General features: G+C 41.1%; 9 protein-coding genes and 5 pseudogenes. 13 read left to right on the plus strand and 1 reads right to left on the minus strand.

What is annotated here, in order from left to right; genetic code table 11:
* Positions 1-45: 45 nt before the first annotated feature.
* Positions 46-224, minus strand: a pseudogene (locus M5V91_RS05675) (LysR family transcriptional regulator); the annotation flags it as partial.
* Between the two features lie 707 nt (positions 225-931).
* On the opposite strand from M5V91_RS05675, the pseudogene eutB reads away from it, so the two are divergent.
* From eutB to M5V91_RS05740, 13 genes and pseudogenes are all read left to right on the plus strand, one after another.
* Positions 932-1932, plus strand: a pseudogene (gene eutB / locus M5V91_RS05680) (hydroxyectoine utilization dehydratase EutB).
* Between the two features lie 396 nt (positions 1933-2328).
* Positions 2329-4038, plus strand: a pseudogene (locus M5V91_RS05685) (PucR family transcriptional regulator).
* A gap of 371 nt (positions 4039-4409) precedes the next feature.
* Positions 4410-5596, plus strand: a pseudogene (locus tag M5V91_RS05690) (M24 family metallopeptidase).
* 16 nt (positions 5597-5612) lie between these two features.
* The gene (locus M5V91_RS05695; RefSeq protein WP_217027038.1) at positions 5613-6617 is read left to right on the plus strand and encodes a cyclodeaminase; all 1005 of its coding nucleotides are present in this window, start codon (positions 5613-5615) and stop codon (positions 6615-6617) included.
* Between the two features lie 14 nt (positions 6618-6631).
* Entirely contained in the window at positions 6632-7834 is a 1203-nt protein-coding gene (locus M5V91_RS05700) for a cystathionine gamma-synthase family protein (RefSeq protein WP_009334019.1), read from the plus strand.
* Between the two features lie 29 nt (positions 7835-7863).
* A complete protein-coding gene (locus M5V91_RS05705) occupies positions 7864-9111 on the plus strand; it encodes a M20 metallopeptidase family protein (RefSeq protein ID WP_284522251.1) in 1248 nt (415 codons plus the stop codon).
* Positions 9101-10156, plus strand: coding sequence for a homoserine dehydrogenase (locus M5V91_RS05710; protein ID WP_019382094.1), 1056 nt, complete (start codon positions 9101-9103; stop codon positions 10154-10156). The genes M5V91_RS05705 and M5V91_RS05710 overlap by 11 nt, the downstream gene beginning before the upstream one ends.
* A 21-nt stretch (positions 10157-10177) precedes the next feature.
* Entirely contained in the window at positions 10178-11620 is a 1443-nt protein-coding gene (locus M5V91_RS05715; protein WP_192908732.1) for an aldehyde dehydrogenase family protein, read from the plus strand.
* Between the two features lie 284 nt (positions 11621-11904).
* Complete coding sequence (locus M5V91_RS05720) at positions 11905-13449, plus strand: BCCT family transporter (protein WP_009334027.1); 1545 nt, start codon at positions 11905-11907, stop codon at positions 13447-13449.
* Between the two features lie 392 nt (positions 13450-13841).
* A pseudogene (locus M5V91_RS05725) lies at positions 13842-14536 on the plus strand (TrmB family transcriptional regulator); the annotation flags it as partial.
* 383 nt (positions 14537-14919) lie between these two features.
* Positions 14920-15258, plus strand: a complete 339-nt coding sequence (locus M5V91_RS05730) for a VOC family protein (RefSeq protein ID WP_071158871.1) — start codon at positions 14920-14922, stop codon at positions 15256-15258.
* Positions 15259-15769: 511 nt separating this feature from the next.
* Positions 15770-16519: an SAM-dependent methyltransferase gene (locus M5V91_RS05735; protein ID WP_284521864.1), complete on the plus strand. Its 750-nt coding sequence runs from the start codon at positions 15770-15772 to the stop codon at positions 16517-16519.
* A gap of 523 nt (positions 16520-17042) precedes the next feature.
* Entirely contained in the window at positions 17043-17708 is a 666-nt protein-coding gene (locus M5V91_RS05740; protein WP_019382087.1) for an HAD family hydrolase, read from the plus strand.
* Positions 17709-18066 lie beyond the last annotated feature (358 nt).

Here is an 18066-nt window from a genome sequence, read left to right on the forward strand (position 1 = left end):
GGGGAGATTGTGAATAAATAATAGATAATTTTTTAGTAGATAATCCTATAAATCTGATAATGAACTTGCAAATTTCCTTGTAATTCTTTTAAAAACATTTCAGCTGCAGCGGAAAAAACCTGATGCTTTTTCCAAACAATATTTAAGCCAGATTCAAGTCTTGGATCTAGCGGCCGAAAACAAAGGTTACTATCACTAGACGTATTAACTATTTTATCTAGTGAATGGGAGCATGTGAGAAACACAGTTCATAAGATTTTTAGGAAGGAAAGCCTGGAGATGTAAAGTGCACTATATGGTAAAAGGTGGGGTTCGATCCTATTTAACTATGTCTTCAAGTAGCCAAATGTCCAAAAGCTGTTCCTTACAGGTCAATTTAATTAATCATAGGAGGATGAAATCCTGCTAATAAGCGAGTATTCGTGAGAAAATTGTATCAAACTGAGGGAGTCTAAGTACAATTTCTATTAAATCATAGAAAAAAGCCGATTTTAGATAAAACCGGCTTTTTTCATTGCACATTCAAATTATAATTTATTAAACCATTCATTACTGACAGGCTCTAATAATTAGGATAATGCTGATAAAAAGGTTGTGATTGAAACTAAATAGGGAATTTAATTGCAGGAAATGGTATAGATCTTATGGATTTAATGTAAGCGATGTGAGCAAAGACAAAATTGATGATGGAAAGATAACTTACTGCTCTAACAGCGTCCTATTTAAAATGGAGTAAAAATGGAGCTTATTGATAATCACTCCTTAACTATGGTTAAGTTAATAGAGTTTTCAACAGTGTTATGAAATTTGTATGAAAAAATCTCCCCTTTTATAAGCACTTTGGACAATTGAATTATCTGAAATATCGAACTATTATTGATTCAAGAAACTCTTTTATGGAGGGGAACAAACATTGGTGCATTCAAAATGTATGAAGGGAAGAAAAGATATTTCCATCCGCGATATTTGGGAAGCAAAGAAACGAATTTCTTCCATGATATATAAGACTCCATTGATTCAATCAGCAGTCCTGTCCGAAAAAATGGGCAGGAGGGTCTTTTTGAAACTGGAGAATGTTCAAGAAATTGGCGCATTTAAAGTCAGAGGGGCAGCGAATAAAATTTTGAGTTTAAGCACTGAAGCGAGAGGACGGGGCATTGCTACATATTCAACGGGAAACCATGGGCTGGCTGTTGCGTATGTGGCAAAAAAGCTTGGAATTGAGGCAGTTGTATGCTTATCTAACCGTGTCCCTAGAGCTAAGGTCGACTCATTAAAAAGGCTGGGAGCCAAAATAGAAATTTACGGTGACAGCCAGGATGCCGCCGGGGAAAGATGCTATCAGCTGGAGAGGAAGGAAGGACTGACTGTGATTCAGCCGTTCGATGATCCTTATGTGATTGCCGGACAGGGAACGATTGGTTTGGAACTTTTGGAGGAGCTTCCGAATCTAACAGATGTGATTGTCCCCCTTTCAGGCGGCGGGCTTCTTTCAGGGGTTGGGCTTGCGGTAAAATCAAATGACAGGGGGATAAGGGTTTCAGGTGTTTGTATGGAAAAATCTGCTGTAATGTATGAGAGTTTAAAAGCAGGGAAACCGGTATTGCTTGAAGAGAGTGAGACTCTTGCTGACAGCTTGCTGGGCGGAATTGGTCAGGATAACAGCTACACCTTCCGTATAGTTCAAGAATACATGGATAACGCTTATCTGATTTCCGAAGAGGAGATTGCATACAGCATGGCTTTTATGATAGATAAGCACAGAATGATTATGGAGGAGCGGCAGCTACTGGAGTTGCAGCGGTTTTAGGCGGGAAAATTCCCCGGCAAGAGGGGGACGTTGCTGTAATCATCAGCGGGCATAATGTCGATCTTTCTGTCATTCACCGGGTAATTCAAGAGTATGCCATCTGTAATGAAGATTGGGAATGAATGTCTGAATTGATTGTATTATGTATATTCGGGTGAAGGGGGTACCGAAAGGTGCCAGTTATGGCATTTTAATTATATAAGTGCCAAAGAAGTTATCACTATTTAATGCCGCTGCATTCAAGAAAGCTTAGCTTAAAGCTTTGGCTATAGTAAAAAAATCGGTGGCATTAGCTTATTTTAAGTCTTTATATAATGACAAATCCAGGTTTCCCCGAGCCATTTTGGCAAAGTAAAGCACTGGTCCCCATGATATGGAAATATACTGAAATTATTATATTAATAGAATATAAACTGGAAAAGTGTAAAATTAATAGTAGACGTTGCTATTTGTATATGGTTTCCTATAATAAAAGTCTTCGATCTTTCTAATCTTAAGGTATTCAGAGGGGAGCCAACATGAGATTAACAGTTAAAGATGTACTAAAATATAAGATTCTCAATAGTGCCAAGATTGTTACGGGAAAGGAATACGCTGAAAAACGGCATATCCAGTGGATTTCAGCCATCGAAATGCCGGTGGAAAACTTTGTCCGAAAAAATGAAGCGGTATTGACGACAGGGATTGGCTGCGGGGATGACTCTGAAGCTTTTAAAGTGTTTGTTCAGGATGTGATCGACTCCGACGCTTCCGCCCTGATGGTGGCTTTGGGAAGATACATTTTCGATATTCCCACTGAGGTAATAGAATTGGCCGAAAAGAATAATTTTATTATTATTGTGATTCCATGGGAAATCCGCTTTTCCAGTATTATCGAATCGGTCATGAAAGAGATTAATGATATCGAATATAAAGAACGTGAAAAATCGGAAAAGGTTCAGCAGGAGCTTCTTAAGCTCATTCTAAAAAACACCGACCTGAAAGAAATCTCAAAATTCGTTGAAAAGCATATTGGTTACCCGATCGCCATTACAGACCGATCCGGCACCCTTCAAAAAAAGCATCCACACACAAGCCTTTATAAAGGAGTGGAAAAAATATGTCCTGCAAGGAATTCTTCCATCAAGGACAGAAAGCACTCTATTAAAAGGAGACCCCATGTTTCAAAAGTTCCAAATGGTTAAGATAGGAAACCGGTTTGTTTTTCAGATTCCGGTCCTCCAGGTAGCCGACAATCCACAAGGTTATATTTTTGTATTGGTTCCTGATTCCGAATCAATCGATTCCTTTCTCACTCTTTTTCGAGTTAACGTGTTAGAGCATGCTGCAACTACGATTGCTCTTTGGCTTTCAAGGAGAAATGCCATTGAAGAGACAAAAATGCGCCTTCGCAGCGATTTTGTCCATGAACTTTCTAAAGGTGAATTCTTATCACTTGACCAAGCCGATTCAAGGGCAAAATTGCTGGGATATAATCTTAAACTCCCATATGTGTGTATTGTAGGTTATCCGGAAAATATGAAAATACTATTCCAAAAACGCAAACAGGACTATGATTCATATGAACATTGGCTTGAAAGCATGATTCAATATATCGAGGAAGAAATCTACTATGCTGCCCAGTCCCTTAAAAAGGACATGCTGATGACCTATCAGGGTGAACAGCTTGTCATTTTTCTGGAAACTCCGGGGTAAAGGAAAATGAAAACGCCACAAATTTCCTTGATCTTGTAGAACGGCGCCTGGGAAATTTGCTTCCTGAAGTTATCATATCCTGGGGTATCGGCAATGCTTTTGAAGGAATTTTAGGATTTGGGGAAAGCTTTCGTCATGCAAGCACTGCTTTAAGCATCGGGCGGCGGAAAAAGGGTTCCGGACAGCGAATGATGTATGAGCAAACAAGAGTGGACAGGGTGCTATTAAATATGGCCGGCAATAATGAGATGAAAGAAATCATTATGTCAACTATTGAGCCTCTTGTACAATATGATGAGCAGCGGCATATGGATTTGATCGGCACTTTCATCGCCTATAATCAGTTTCATGGAAATGTAAGTCAGACAGCGAGATCGCTAAATCTTCACCGGCAGTCCCTGCTGTACCGGCTAAGGAAGATTGAATCTTTGACTGGTTTATCCCTTATTGATCCGGATGATTTATTTCTTTTGGATCTAAGCATAAAAATTTGGAAAATAGGAGAACATGCCGTTATGGCAGGTCAAAATTAATTTTATTGAAAAATGGAGAGCTGTGGGAAAAATCCTTTAGGGATTCTCCCGCAGTTTTTTTTTTGATCTTCATAAACCTCGGATTTCTGTCCTTCCCAGGATCCCTGAAGCTATTGATCTCCCTTTGACCGGAGAATCACGAACCATCCTCTCCTATCATTTAAATGCAACTCATTATAACGATTAGTCTATTTTAAGACAATATTTTTACTGACCTTTTAAATCATTTGAATTCTTAATTTTTCGATAACTTGACTAAAATAAAATTTGAATTTTCATACAACTTTACGGATGATAGATTACTTACTCTGACTCTATAATTAACCTATAAACAGAAATTAAATACTGGTTTGGTAGGAGGGAGCGCCACCATGTCATTTGGAACAGCAGAGTATAAAGAGAGAATCTTGAAAACAAGAGAAAGAATGGCAGCAGAGGGGATTGAAGTATTGCTTATTACGGATCCCGCTAATATGAATTATTTATCCGGTTACGACGGATGGTCCTTCTATGTTCATCAAATGCTTGTCATCATCATTGATGAGGAACAGCCGATCTGGATTGGCAGGGGGCAGGATGCAAATGGAGCCAAAGTAACAACATGGCTTTATCATGAAAATATTATTCCCTACCCTGACGATTATGTACAATCTGAAACCAGGCATCCAATGGATTTTGTGGCAGAAATCTTAAAGCAAATCGGACAGCAAAACCGTTTCATTGGTGTTGAGATGGATAACTATTATTTCACTGCAAAGTGTTATGAGCAGCTGAAAAAAGGACTTCCAAATGCCAGTTTCCGGGATGCATCCCTGCTGGTAAACTGGGTCCGCATAATAAAGTCCGATACAGAGATCGAGTATATGAAAAGAGCAGCTAAAATTGTGGAGAAAACAATGGCAGCGGGAATTGAACTGGTTAATGAAGGCGTACGTGAATGTGATGTGGCAGCGAAAATCTTTCATACACAAATAACAGGAACGGATGAATTCGGCGGGGACTACCCGGCAATCATGCCGCTTCTCCCATCTGGAGAAAGAACTTCTACTCCGCACTTAACCTGGACGGACCAGCGATATAAATCAGGCGAGCTAGTGATCCTGGAACTGGCCGGATGCTATAAGCGCTACCATTCCCTCTTGCCAGAACCGTCCATATCGGCCAGCCCTCCGAAAAAATTAAATCACTTTCGGAAGTAGTTGTCGAGGGATTGAACGCTTGTCTGGATATGATTAAGCCAGGGATTGCCTGCGAAGAAATTGAGGAAGCATGGAGAAAATCGATTGAAAAAAGCGGAATTGTAAAGGAATCGCGCCTGGGATATTCCATGGGTCTGAACTATCCTCCAGATTGGGGTGAGCATACAGCGAGCATCCGCAAAGGAGACAAAACCATCCTTCAGCCCAATATGACATTCCATTTGATCCCGGGTATCTGGCTTGATCAATACGGTTTCGAAGCAAGTGAATCATTCAGGGTAACCGAAAATGGATGCGAAACATTTGCAGAACTCCCAAGGCACTTATATATAAAAGAAGCATCACTTTCAAAAATTTAGGAGGTGAACCGGAAGGATGCTAATTTTTACAGAGCAGGAACTTATACAGTATGTGCAGCTGAATAATGAAGCGATTGCTATTGTGGAAGCAGGATTTACGAAACTTGCAAAAGATGAAGCCGTCATGCCGCCGATTATGCGTGTGGACCTGCACGACCAAAACGGGGAAGTGGATGTCAAAACCGCTTATGTAAAAGGGGAAGACATGTTTGCGATTAAAGTATCTTCCGGATTTTTTAATAATTATAAGCTGGGGCTTCCAAGCGGAAATGGACTTATGCTCTTGATCAGCACTCAAACAGGCATCCCGCAGGCAATCTTGCTGGATAACGGCTATTTGACCGAGGTACGGACAGCCGCAGCGGGAGCGATTGCTGCAAACTACCTTTCCCGCAAAAACATTGAAACAGTAGGCGTGATAGGAGCAGGAAGCCAGGCGAGATACCAGGCAAGGGCACTCAAACTCGTACGGGATTTTAAAAGAATCCTGGTCTATTCCAGGTCAGAGGATCATTCGAGAAAGTATGCCGCCGATATGTCCGCCGAATTGGGGGTTGAGGTCCAAGTGGCTGAGAGTGCCGAAGCCTTAGTCCGTAATAGTGATACGGTCATTACGACCACTCCGGCAAAAGAACCGGTGATCAAAGCGGAATGGCTTCATCCCGGACTTCATATTACGGCTATGGGATCAGATGCTGAGCATAAGCAGGAGCTTGAAGCAGAAGTCCTTGCCCGGGCGGATAAGCTTATATGCGATACAAAAGCACAGTGTGCCAGGCTTGGAGAATTGCATCACGCCCTTGACAAAGGAGTATTAACGAATGAATCGCACGTTATCGAACTGGGTCAATTAACTTCGGGAAGGCTAAGAGGGCGGGTAAATGACGAGGAGATTTCGGTTTGTGATTTAACTGGTACAGGAGTCCAGGATACTGTCATTGCCCTGTTTGCTTACAATGAATTGGTCAAACGGAAAATCGGGTTGAAGGTTGAGAACGAAAAACTGGCAATAAAAAACTGAGAAGGAGTGATCGTATGGTAAAAGAAAATGTTCAGGCAGGTACAAAAGCAGTATGGGCTGGTGAAAAGGATTATTTGGTGCATGGAGCCACCCAGGTGCCGGTCGTACTCAGTGTGGCATATGGATATGATGATATGGATGAGTGGTATGATGTAGCGATTGGAAAGAAAAAGGGACATATTTATGGAAGAAATACGAATCCAACTGTACAGGCATTTGAAGATAAAGTGAAAATTCTGGAAGGCGCCGAAGCAGCGACAAGCTTTTCAACAGGTATGGCTGCAATCAGCAATACGTTATCAACGTTCTTGGTGCCGGGTGATCGCATTGTATCGATGAAGGACACATATGGCGGAACGAACAAGATTTTTACGGAATTTCTGCCCCGCCAGCAAATCGATGTGGTTCTTTGCGAAACAGGGAATCACGAGCAAATAGAGGCAGAAGTGGCAAAAGGGTGCAAAATTCTTTACCTTGAAACACCGACGAATCCAACCGTCAAGATTACTGATATCGAGCGCATGGCAAAAGCCGGGCACGATGCCGGAGCGATCGTCATTGTGGATAATACTTTTGCAACGCCAATGAATCAGAACCCCATTTCACTGGGTGTGGATCTGGTTATCCACAGTGCTACAAAATTCCTCGGCGGGCATGCTGATGCACTGGGCGGAGTCGTTTGCGGTCCGCATGAACTTGTGGAAAAAATCTATCATTATCGCGAAATCAATGGTGCCACAATGGATCCGATGGCAGCTTACCTGATGATCCGCGGAATGAAAACACTTCACCTTCGTGTCCGCCAGCAATGTAAAAATGCAATGGAGCTTGCAAAGTACCTGCAGACAAAAGATATGGTGGAATCTGTCTATTATCCAGGGATTGAAACACATCCAAACCATCATATTGCCAAAAAACAAATGAAGGATTTTGGCGGGATGCTCAGCTTTGCTGTTAAAGGCGGAGTAGATACAGTCCGTGATTTGCTACCGAAATTGCAATTTGCCAACCGCGCTGCAAACCTCGGAGCTGTTGAAACAACAGTAGGGCCGGCCCGAACAACGAGCCATGTAGAATGTACGCCTGAGGAGCGTGCAGCTGTTGGCATTCCGGAAGGGTTAATCCGTGTCTCCTGCGGAATTGAAGAAATTGAGGACATCATTGCAGACTTTGAACAGGCATTTAGCCATGCAGAAAGTGTTTTGAAGGTAAAGTAGATTACTAGTTCCGATCGAGGTGAGAGATGATGTCAAATAATCATCCAATCGTTGAGCAAGCGAATAATTTGGCAGGCCGTCTGGTGGAATGGCGCCGTCATTTTCATCAGCATCCCGAACTTAGCTTTCAGGAGTTCGGGACCTCCCGTTTTGTTGCGGATGTGTTAAAGGACATAGATGGAATAGAAGTAGAAACAGGAGTTGGGCTTGAAACAGGAGTAGTAGGCACTTTGACCTCGGGAGATGGACCAGTCATTGCACTGAGGGCTGATATGGATGCCTTGCCGATTACGGAGGAAAATAGAACAGGCTATTCGTCCAAGACTGAAGGTGTGATGCATGCTTGCGGCCATGATGCACACACCTCTATTCTCCTCGGGGCTGCCTTCCTCCTCTCGGACCATTTTAAAAAGGGCGAATTGAAAGGGACGGTTAAATTTATTTTCCAGCCAGCAGAGGAGAGTACTGACGCTAACGGACTTTCCGGTTCATCGTATATGGTCCGTGCAGGGGCTTATGACCAGGCTGAAGCTGCCCTTGCCCTCCATGTCTGTCCATGGCTTCCAGTAGGGAAAGTGCAAATCAGTGATGGCTATAGTATGGCGAATGTGGATGTTTTTGAAGTGAAAATCCATGGATCAGGCGGCCATGGAGCTTATCCGGAGCTTGGCACTGATCCTATTTGGATGCTTGGCCCGGTCATGCAGGCACTGTATGGAATTACAGCCAGGAGAGTTTCAGCGCTGGATGCTGCCGTTATCAGTATTGGGCAAATCCATGCAGGTACAGCAAGCAACATCATTCCGACTGAGGCAGTTATTCAGGGCACAATTCGGAGCTATACACCGGAAGTCCGTGATTTATTGGCATCAGAAATAAAGAAAGCGCTTTCTATCGTGGAGCATTTGGGCGGAACCTTTTCATTGAATATACAAAGAGGGGAGCCAGCTTTAAAAAATCATCCTGCTGTCAATGAATGGATAACGGACGCCATTACAAAGACATATCCAGGCATGGGGATTACCAGGCGCCCATTTGGCCTTGGCGGGGAAGACTTCGGCTATGTGACTGAAAAAATACCAGGATCCATGTTTTTCCTAGGATGTGCACCAATAGAGGGGGTCCAGCGTGATCTTCATACACCGATTTTTGATTTGGATGAAGCCTGTTTGCCGATCGGAACAGCCATTTTGGCACAAACGGCGGGCATGTTTTTAAAAAAGAATCCGAAATTACAAATTGACCAAAACTTGGAGGTGGAAATGCTTGGCACATAAATTGGCGTTTATAGGATTTGGGGTTGTTGGCCAGGGATTGGCGGAAATTCTGCGTGATAAGAAAGAAGCACTTAAACAGAACGAAGGATTTGAAGCTGAAATTGTCGCCATTTCCGATTTAATGAAAGGGTCGATCTACCATCCAGGCGGCCTGGATATCAGTACAGTATTGCAAGTATTGCAAGAAACAGGGAGTTTGGAGAATTATCCGGAAAGACCGGGATTAATCAGGGGATGGGACAGCATCAGAACAATCAAGGACACCAATGCAGATACGATTATTGAGGTTTCCTATACAGATGTCAAAACCGGCCAGCCCGCCATAGACCACTGTAAGGCTGCTTTTGAAAAAGGAAAGAATGTAGTGATGACCAATAAAGGCCCTGTTGCCCTCGCTTACCAGGAGCTATCTGAAATGGCGCAAAGGCATGGAGCCTATTGGGGATTCGAGGGGACGGTCATGAGCGGTACACCAGCGTTGCGGATGCCGGCTGCTGCCTTGGCCGGGAATGATATTACGGAAATCCGCGGCATATTGAATGGGACAACCAATTATATTCTGACCCAAATGGAACAGGATGGAGTTTCTTATGAAGCAGCCCTTAAAGAGGCACAAGAGCTCGGCTATGCAGAGGCGGACCCTGCTAGTGATGTAGAGGGATACGATGCAAGATATAAAATTGTTATCCTCTCTAACCATGTTATGAATGCTCCTTTATCAGTAGGGGAAGTGGAATGCAAGGGCATTACAGGCATCACTTTACAGGATATTGAGAAGGCAAAGGCGGAAGGAAAGTCCTGGAAGCTAATTGCGAAAGCCAAAAAGGAAAACGGCAAGGTTATTGCCTCGATAGCACCTGAAAAATTGGATGCTGAAGATCCTTTGGCTTCCATCAGAGGCTCTGTAAACGCCATTACGTATCAATGCGATCTTTTGGGCACAGTCACATTAAGCGGTGCAGGAGCAGGGAAAATAGAGACAGGATTCTCCCTTTTGATTGACTTAATTTCCATTAATCGTGAAAGGCAGCTTATTTCAATCTAAATCGGAAAGGCGGTAATAAGCATGACCACTCAACTAACCGGACAAAGAATGTTTATCGCAGGCGAATGGACGACAGGCGAAAGATTAATTGAAGTTCGTGATCCGCAGGATAACAGCATCATTGATACTGTACCAGCAGCTTCGAAGGAAGATATGCTTAATTGTATTGAAGAAGCGAAAGAGGGGGCTAAGATTGCTGCTTCCCTTCCTGTCCATCAGCGAATGGCGATTATTAATCGGGCTGCAGACTACATTGAAGCAAATAAAGAAAAATATGCCAAAACGATTGCAAAGGAAGGAAGCAAAACCATTCGGGAAGCTTCAAAGGAAGTGGAAAGAGCCATTCAGACTTTCCGGATCAGTGCAGAAGAAGCAAGAAGGATTCATGGAGAAACCATCCCGTTTGACCAAATGCCCGGGAGTGAAAACCGTCTGGGATACTACCGCCGCTTCCCGATTGGAATTATAGGCGCCATTACACCCTTTAACGATCCATTAAATCTTGTAGCGCATAAGGTGGGTCCCGCCATTGCTTCCGGGAATGCCATTATCGTAAAACCTGCAACAGTGACTCCTCTCAGCGCCCTTTTAATCGCCGAAGCATTTGAACAAGCCGGATTGCCGCCTAAAGTGTTATCGGTCATCACTGGTTATGGAAGCGAAATTGGGGATGTTCTTGTTACCCATCCTGCTGTAAGGATGATTACCTTTACTGGCGGTCTGGACGCCGGGGAACAAATTACACGGAAAGCGGGATTGAAAAAGATAAGTATGGAGCTGGGGTCCAATTCTCCTGTCATTGTGCTGGAAGATGCTGATTTGGAAGAGGCTGTTGAATCAACGGTTTCCGGGGCATTTTGGGCAGCAGGGCAAAATTGCCTCGGTGTCCAAAGAGTGTATATCCAGGATTCCGTTTATGAGGCATTTCAACAGGCATTCGTAGCCAGGACAAATCAATACTGCGTAGGGGATAAGCAATCAGAATTGACGGATATGGGGCCGCTTATTACGGAAAAAGAGGCTGTCCGGGTAGAAAAAATGGTTAATGAAGCGAAACAAAAAGGAGCAGCCGTATTAACAGGCGGGAAAAGGAATGGGTCTTTTTATTCGCCTACTGTTCTCGAAAATGTCCCGGAAGATTGCACCATTGCGAAAGAAGAAATTTTTGGTCCAGTTGTACTTTTGTACCAAGTATCTTGTCTTGATGAAGCAATCAGTAAATCGAATGACATAAATTATGGCTTGCAGGCCGGAATATTTACCAAGGATATTGAAAAAGCACATAAAGCCATTGCCAAAATGGATGTAGGCGGAATAATGATCAATGACAGCAGTGATTACCGGATTGATGCGATGCCATTTGGCGGTGTGAAAAATTCAGGGTTAGGCAGGGAAGGAATCAAATTCTCCATTCAGGAGATGACAGAACCGAAAGTAGTCTGCTTTAAATTATCGAACTATTAGAAGTTTTTTAATTTAATAATACCAGACAGCGATCAAGCTGCCTGAATATCGTGTGAGGAAGAACGATCCGGCTGCTCCGGAGGGTCTTCCTTTCCTTTTAGATAGCTGAAGTTATAATTTATGTCATTCAACAACATTCATAAACCTTTGAAATGCAGACAGGCTTTATATTAAAAGCCCTATCAAACTTGCATTGCAGTTTTCCAGCAGGCACACAGGTGCTGAATCACTGCTTTGATTGAGCCAAATAAAAGAAAAGAAAGATTAATAAGGAGGATTTTATTTTGAAGAAAAACCGGGACCGCGCTTCATATAACAATCCAGTCTTTAAAATCTCAGCCATAATCGTTGGACTTTTTACCATTTGGGGAGCCTTTTCACCTGATAGTCTTGCAAAAAATGCCTCTATCGTTTTTAACTTTACAAGTAAATCATTTGGATGGCTTTATTTACTCAGTGTAGCTCTTTTTGTTTTCTTCTGTTTATACCTTGCTTTTAGTAAATATGGAAACATAAAACTCGGGCGGGATGGAGAAAAAGCCGAATATTCCTTATTTGCCTGGATCAGTATGCTGTTCAGCGCGGGTTTCGGTGTAGGAATTGTCTTTTGGGGTGTAGCAGAACCGCTGTCTCACTTTTCTTCTCCACCGCTTCCTGGAGTAGAGCCGCAATCAGCAGAAGCCGCACGGGTAGCCATGCGATATTCCTTTTTTAACTGGGGCATTCATCAATGGTCAGTCTTTGCCATTGTCGGACTGGCTCTTGCTTACTATCAATACCGTCATAAAAGGAGGGTTCTTGTAGGCGAAGTATTAAGCGCAAATCACCCAGAAAAAAGAAAAAGGCTGAAGTCAGCGGTCAATATACTTGCTGTCATTGCTACGGTAACGGGAATTGCCACCTCGATGGGAATGGGTGTCCTGCAAATTAATGGCGGCTTGAACTATGTCTTCTCAGTTCCAAACAACCCTTGGGTGCAAATCGGCATTGTAGGCATCATGCTCGCCCTTTATCTTGTTTCAGCTACTACCGGTATTGATAAAGGGATTAAGATTTTGAGTAATACAAACATGATTTTGGTCCTTGCTTTAATGGTGTTCTTCCTGTTCAGAGGTCCCACGGTATTCATATTTGAAAGCTTCGTCCTTGCCATCGGCGATTATATCCAGCATTTTATGGAAATGAGCTTCTATTTGACCCCATACACAGGTGAAACGTGGGTTCAGGATTGGACAGTTTTTTATTGGGCTTGGGTGATTGCCTGGTCTCCATTCGTCGGTTCCTTTGTTGCCCGGATTTCAAAGGGGAGAACGATCAGGGAATTTGTAATAGGTGTAATGGTTGTCCCTCCAGCTATTGGGTTTGTATGGATGGCCATTTTCGGAGGAACGGGATTATACATGGATTTATTCCAGGGTACCGCCATATCCGAAGCGGTTTCGCAAGATGTGACAACTGCCATTTTCGTTCTGTTAAAGGAGTTTCCATTATACACATTGTTATCAGTGCTTATGCTGGTCCTAATCGTCATATTCCTTGTAACTTCGGCTGATTCAGCTGTTTTCGTCCTGGGCATGATGACGTCAGATGGGGATTTGAATCCATCCAACATGGTAAAAGTTATCTGGGGTGTATTAATGGCTGGGATCACTGCCGTGTTAATTGCCAGCAGCGGATTAAAAGGGCTGCAAACTGCTTCCTTGGTCTCCGCTCTTCCTTTTACCATCATATTGGGCATTATTAGCATTTCGCTCTATAAATCATTGTCCAGGGAGAGAAAAGAAGCAAAAGGACAAGCCAAGCCGGTTCCCCTGCAGAAAGCCCAGTAATGACTCCTGGATAAATTCAATTTCTAAACGAAGAATTTTCCATTAATGCTATTGAAACTATAAGAAACTTTTTATTTTTACTTGATGCTAAGATACCTAATGAGCATGTCATCTAATAACAGAATAAAACCCCAAAGAAGCAGGGTTCACATTATTTGGGACATAAACAAGCAGGAAATGGCATATAATGGATTGTAACTAAGGGAACTTAGAACCCCCTTAGTCCTGGTGATGTCAACCAGGAGCGCGACAATAGGTAAATCTTGGTGTGCGGGTGGATCTTTAGATTATCCACCCTTTTTTATGTATTAATTCTCAAATTTAGTAACAAGTATAATGCCCTGACCATGAATGGAATAACTTTTAAACTTTGTATATATAACTCTAATAATTCAAGAATATATGAAGTTCTAGATAGTCTCGCTATACGAGGAGACATTCTGGTTAGTCATGGAAACACACCTCAGTATACTCCTGTACCTGCAAAGGAGCTAATTAAAAACCGACGAAGGGAAGCAGAAGAAAATTTTGAACTGGCAGAAAAATCACTAGCAGAGTTCGAACGTTCTGCAAATGACCGTGAAAATATCTGGAACATCACTGGACGCAATGAAATACTCGATAAGGTAAAAGAATGTATTTTATTTGCAAAAAAAAGAATTCTTTTAGAGGTTTGGAAAGAGGAATTCAAAGAATTGGAGTCTGATCTAAGACAGGCAGCAAGCAGAGGGGTCAACGTAACAATTATTGCTTATGGGGAAATCGCCTCTGATTTTGCTAATGTTTACCTCCATTATATGGGCCATGAAATTGCAGAAGAGTATGGTGGACGATGGATTGTTATTAGTGCAGATGATTCAGAAGTAGTAGCAGGTATTGTCTCGTTGGGGAAAGATAGCCGTGCAGCATGGACAAGGCATGTAGGTTTAGTAATGCCAATTACAGAAGTCATGATTCATGATTTGTACCTAATGGAAATTATGGAGAAACATAGAGACCACTTGGAGGAAAGCTTTGGAGAAAACCTCGTGAATTTACGCCGGAAATTCTCTATTTACCCAGATTTAAAAAACACTATATAAAATAAATTTGTATTATTGTCTGTTTATACAACATAAGAAAAAACAGCTTTCTTCATAGCAAATAGGCTGTTCTTATTTAACTAAAGGGTGCAATAGCTGAAGATCAGCATGATTGGCATCTTTTTTCTTATTCGACTAACGGGTGCTTTTCCTGAATAAGGATAAGTGCCCGTTTGTCATATATGAGCAGACTTTACAGTAAATTACATTGTAATTGTGCTAATCGTTCAATAAACCGAAGGCTTAATTTCAATCAAAAGTTGCAGTGAACTTCATTCTATTTGTCGATCCCTGAATTAATTTTATTCACTACAATAGAGGAGGAAGCAAGAAGTCTAAAACAAGCATGTAAAATTACTATGTATGCTAAGAAAAGGAAGTGTATCCTGTGAAACTAAACCATATCAATCTTACGGTCACCGACGTTAACGCTGCTCGAGAGTTCTTGGAGAAATATTTCTACTTGCAAACCAAGAGCATAAATAGCAATTCATTTGCTGTAATGACTGACGATAACGGATTGTTATTAGCTTTGATGAAAGATACTCGGGCCAACTACCCTAAGTCCTTTCATATAGGCTTCTTTCAAGAGAGTAATGAACGAGTAAACGAGATCAATCAACGATTGAAGGATGATGGATTTGATGTGAAGCCGCCTAAGATGGCTCATCGATGGACATTCTATGTTAAAGCCCCAGGAGGTTTTACTGTGGAGGTACTTAGTTAGTAAGAGATGGGGTGCCCAATGCTACAAAGAATAAGAATGCTTATATTCATGTTCGGCTGCTAATAAGGCAGCTTTTTCTTTTTAAACTACCAGTATTGACACTACCTATCCATTTTCACTCTCTGTGGTGCAGCGCTGATCTTTGCACTTCTTGGATGGATAAAGGGACAGGCTAGTGGAACAGTCTTTGCAGGAGAATAAAGGGTTTTAATTGAATAAGTATTGAAGCCTGGAGGTGTTGCCGAGCTCTATGAAGCATAAACCAGTTAAGGTATAAAACCAAAAGAGCACCATTGAGAAACCCAATAATAATAATAAGAATGCTTATTCCCTTTATACAAAAAAATATAGAGGCCTACTGAAAATATAGAAGTGCATGAAAGATTATTAGAATTTCATTTGATTTAAAGACTCTAGCTGTAATGTTCAAATAAAAGGGCTAGGTGATTGAACAGCTGCCCATTCCTTTACAATATGATAGAGAATAATAAAACAAGTTTCTGGAGGTCTTATGGATAGAAATAGATATTCAGCAATAGCCCATCAAAGCCACACTTTTTATAATCCGGTGAATCCATTAAAGATAGATAAAGTTATTGAATTACTTGATTTAAAAGATAATGACAAAGTAATTGATATCGGTGCTGGGAAAGGTGAGATTCTTTTTCGGATTATTGAAAGATACAGAGCAAAATGTATTGCTATCGAGAAATATGTTGGTTTCACAGAACAACTTCAGGTAAATGCTGAAAAAAGAGGGGTTTTAAATAATATTGAAATCATTACAAAAGATGCTAAAGCAGCAATGAAGACAATTAATGAACCGTTTGAGGCAGCAATTTGTATTGGTTCAACTCATGCATTAGGAGGATTACATGAAACTTTGGATACGCTGAGAAAGTGTGTAAAAAAGGGTGGATGTGTGCTCATCGGTGAAGGCTATTGGAAGCAGCAGCCATGTAAAGAATATTTAGAGGCGCTTGGGGGATCTGAAGAATCCGAATTACTAACCCACTTCGAGAATGTGAAGGCTGGCGAAAACCTTGGCTTAATTCCACTATGGTCTTACACTGCTAACGAAGATGAATGGGATGAATATGAGTGGCTTTATTCTATGTCCATTGAGAATTATTGCTGCGAACATCCTGAAGATCCAGATCGCGATGCTATGTTACAAAAAATCCGGACTTGGAGAAGTACATATCTGAAATGGGGCAGAGATACCCTTGGATTTGGGATATATCTTTTTAGGAATATGTAAAATCCAATTTAAGGATGCAATTGTTGAAAATCATAGGTGGAAAATGATCAAACTTTGTTGTAATCTAAACTTAAATCTGCTAAAAAAGTGATTATTCTTTTTCAAAATGGATTCTTCTTATTTATCGTAAAAAATGGTTGAGGTTGGTGAACTAAAGGGGTTATGTTGAACGGAAGCTGCTAATCAGGCAGCTTTTTTCTTTTAAACTAATTTGGGCAGTTTAGTAGAAGAAGGATGACATGAACATACAGGAATATTATACTTAGGCTGTATTAAGTTAAGGTGTTTTACCTTTATTAGATTAATACATAAAGAAGATAAAAGATAAAAGATAAAAGATTAAAATTATTAAACTGATGTTGCAGAGGTACTCTATTGTTTCTGAACAAACACCCTCAACATATTTATCGCAACGCATTAAGACCCGATTTTGTTGACGACTTAAACGGCGTGGAAACTACTGCCTAAACTTCAAACAGTTATGTTTAATGATTAGGATATTATAGTTTAAAAGGAGATTATAATGGTTTTAAAATATAAATGTTTAATCTTAGACCACGATGATACAGGGGTAAAAAGTACACCAGGTATACACTATCCATCATTTGTAGAGGCTCTTAAATACTTGCGGCCAAGTGATAAACTTATTACTTTTGAAGATTTTGTTAGATACTGTTTCAATCCAGGTTTTTCTTCTTTATGCAAAGACATTATTAAATTCACAGAGAAAGAGCAAAAATATCAGCAAGCAGTATGGAAAAAATATACCGAATCAACTGTACCAGACTTCTATGAACTGTTTGCAGAAACAATTCAGGAATTTAAAAAACAAGGTGGAATTGTGACGGTTGTTTCTCATTCTGAGAGAAGCCGAATTGAAAGAGATTATTCTATTCATTGTGGTTTTGTGCCAGACGCTATCTTTGGATGGGAACTTCCTGAACATCAGAGAAAACCACATCCATATCCAATTAAGGAGATTTTAAAACGCTTTAATCTTCAAGAAACTGAAGCACTAATGTTAGATGACCTAAAACCTGGATTGGAGATGGCGAGAAGTTGTCATGTTGATTTTGCCGCTGCTGGATGGTCTCACAGTATTCCCGAAATCAAGGAACAAATGAAATTAGAATCTAAATATTACTTTGAAACAGTAGAACAATTTTATCAGTTTATTTTGTGTAAATGACAAAACACTTGGGGAAACCCAAGCGCTTTTATGTGCTGATTCACTTGTTAATACTATAAAATTAGTATGAATTAATGTGTTCATTCGATATCAAATTTAAATTTCCTGCTCCAAAACAAAAACAGCTTAATCGACAACAACGCTCTTTATAAAGGGAAGATTGAGCCAATGAACATATAAAAGCACACTTTGTGAATAAAAGTACTTACAGCAAAGGGTGCTTATGTTCAAGACAGCTAACCAAAATAAGCGGTTTCTTGTTGGCTAAAGGGGCAGGTCAGTTAAATAAGTATTCTTGCACTTTCAAGAAAATAACCACCTGCTTATAAAAGCGGATGGTTATTTAAGATGTTTACTT

This window comes from Cytobacillus pseudoceanisediminis, assembly GCF_023516215.1.
GTDB lineage: Bacteria > Bacillota > Bacilli > Bacillales > Cytobacillaceae > Cytobacillus > Cytobacillus pseudoceanisediminis.

What these genes read in the sequence shown, in the direction of transcription:
- M5V91_RS05695 (WP_217027038.1), top strand. Translation starts at nt 5,613, where the DNA reads ATGCTAATTTTTACAGAGCAGGAACTTATACAGTATGTGCAGCTGAAT.
- M5V91_RS05700 (WP_009334019.1), top strand. Translation starts at nt 6,632, where the DNA reads ATGGTAAAAGAAAATGTTCAGGCAGGTACAAAAGCAGTATGGGCTGGT.
- M5V91_RS05705 (WP_284522251.1), top strand. Translation starts at nt 7,864, where the DNA reads ATGTCAAATAATCATCCAATCGTTGAGCAAGCGAATAATTTGGCAGGC.
- M5V91_RS05715 (WP_192908732.1), top strand. Translation starts at nt 10,178, where the DNA reads ATGACCACTCAACTAACCGGACAAAGAATGTTTATCGCAGGCGAATGG.
- M5V91_RS05735 (WP_284521864.1), top strand. Translation starts at nt 15,770, where the DNA reads ATGGATAGAAATAGATATTCAGCAATAGCCCATCAAAGCCACACTTTT.
- M5V91_RS05740 (WP_019382087.1), top strand. Translation starts at nt 17,043, where the DNA reads ATGGTTTTAAAATATAAATGTTTAATCTTAGACCACGATGATACAGGG.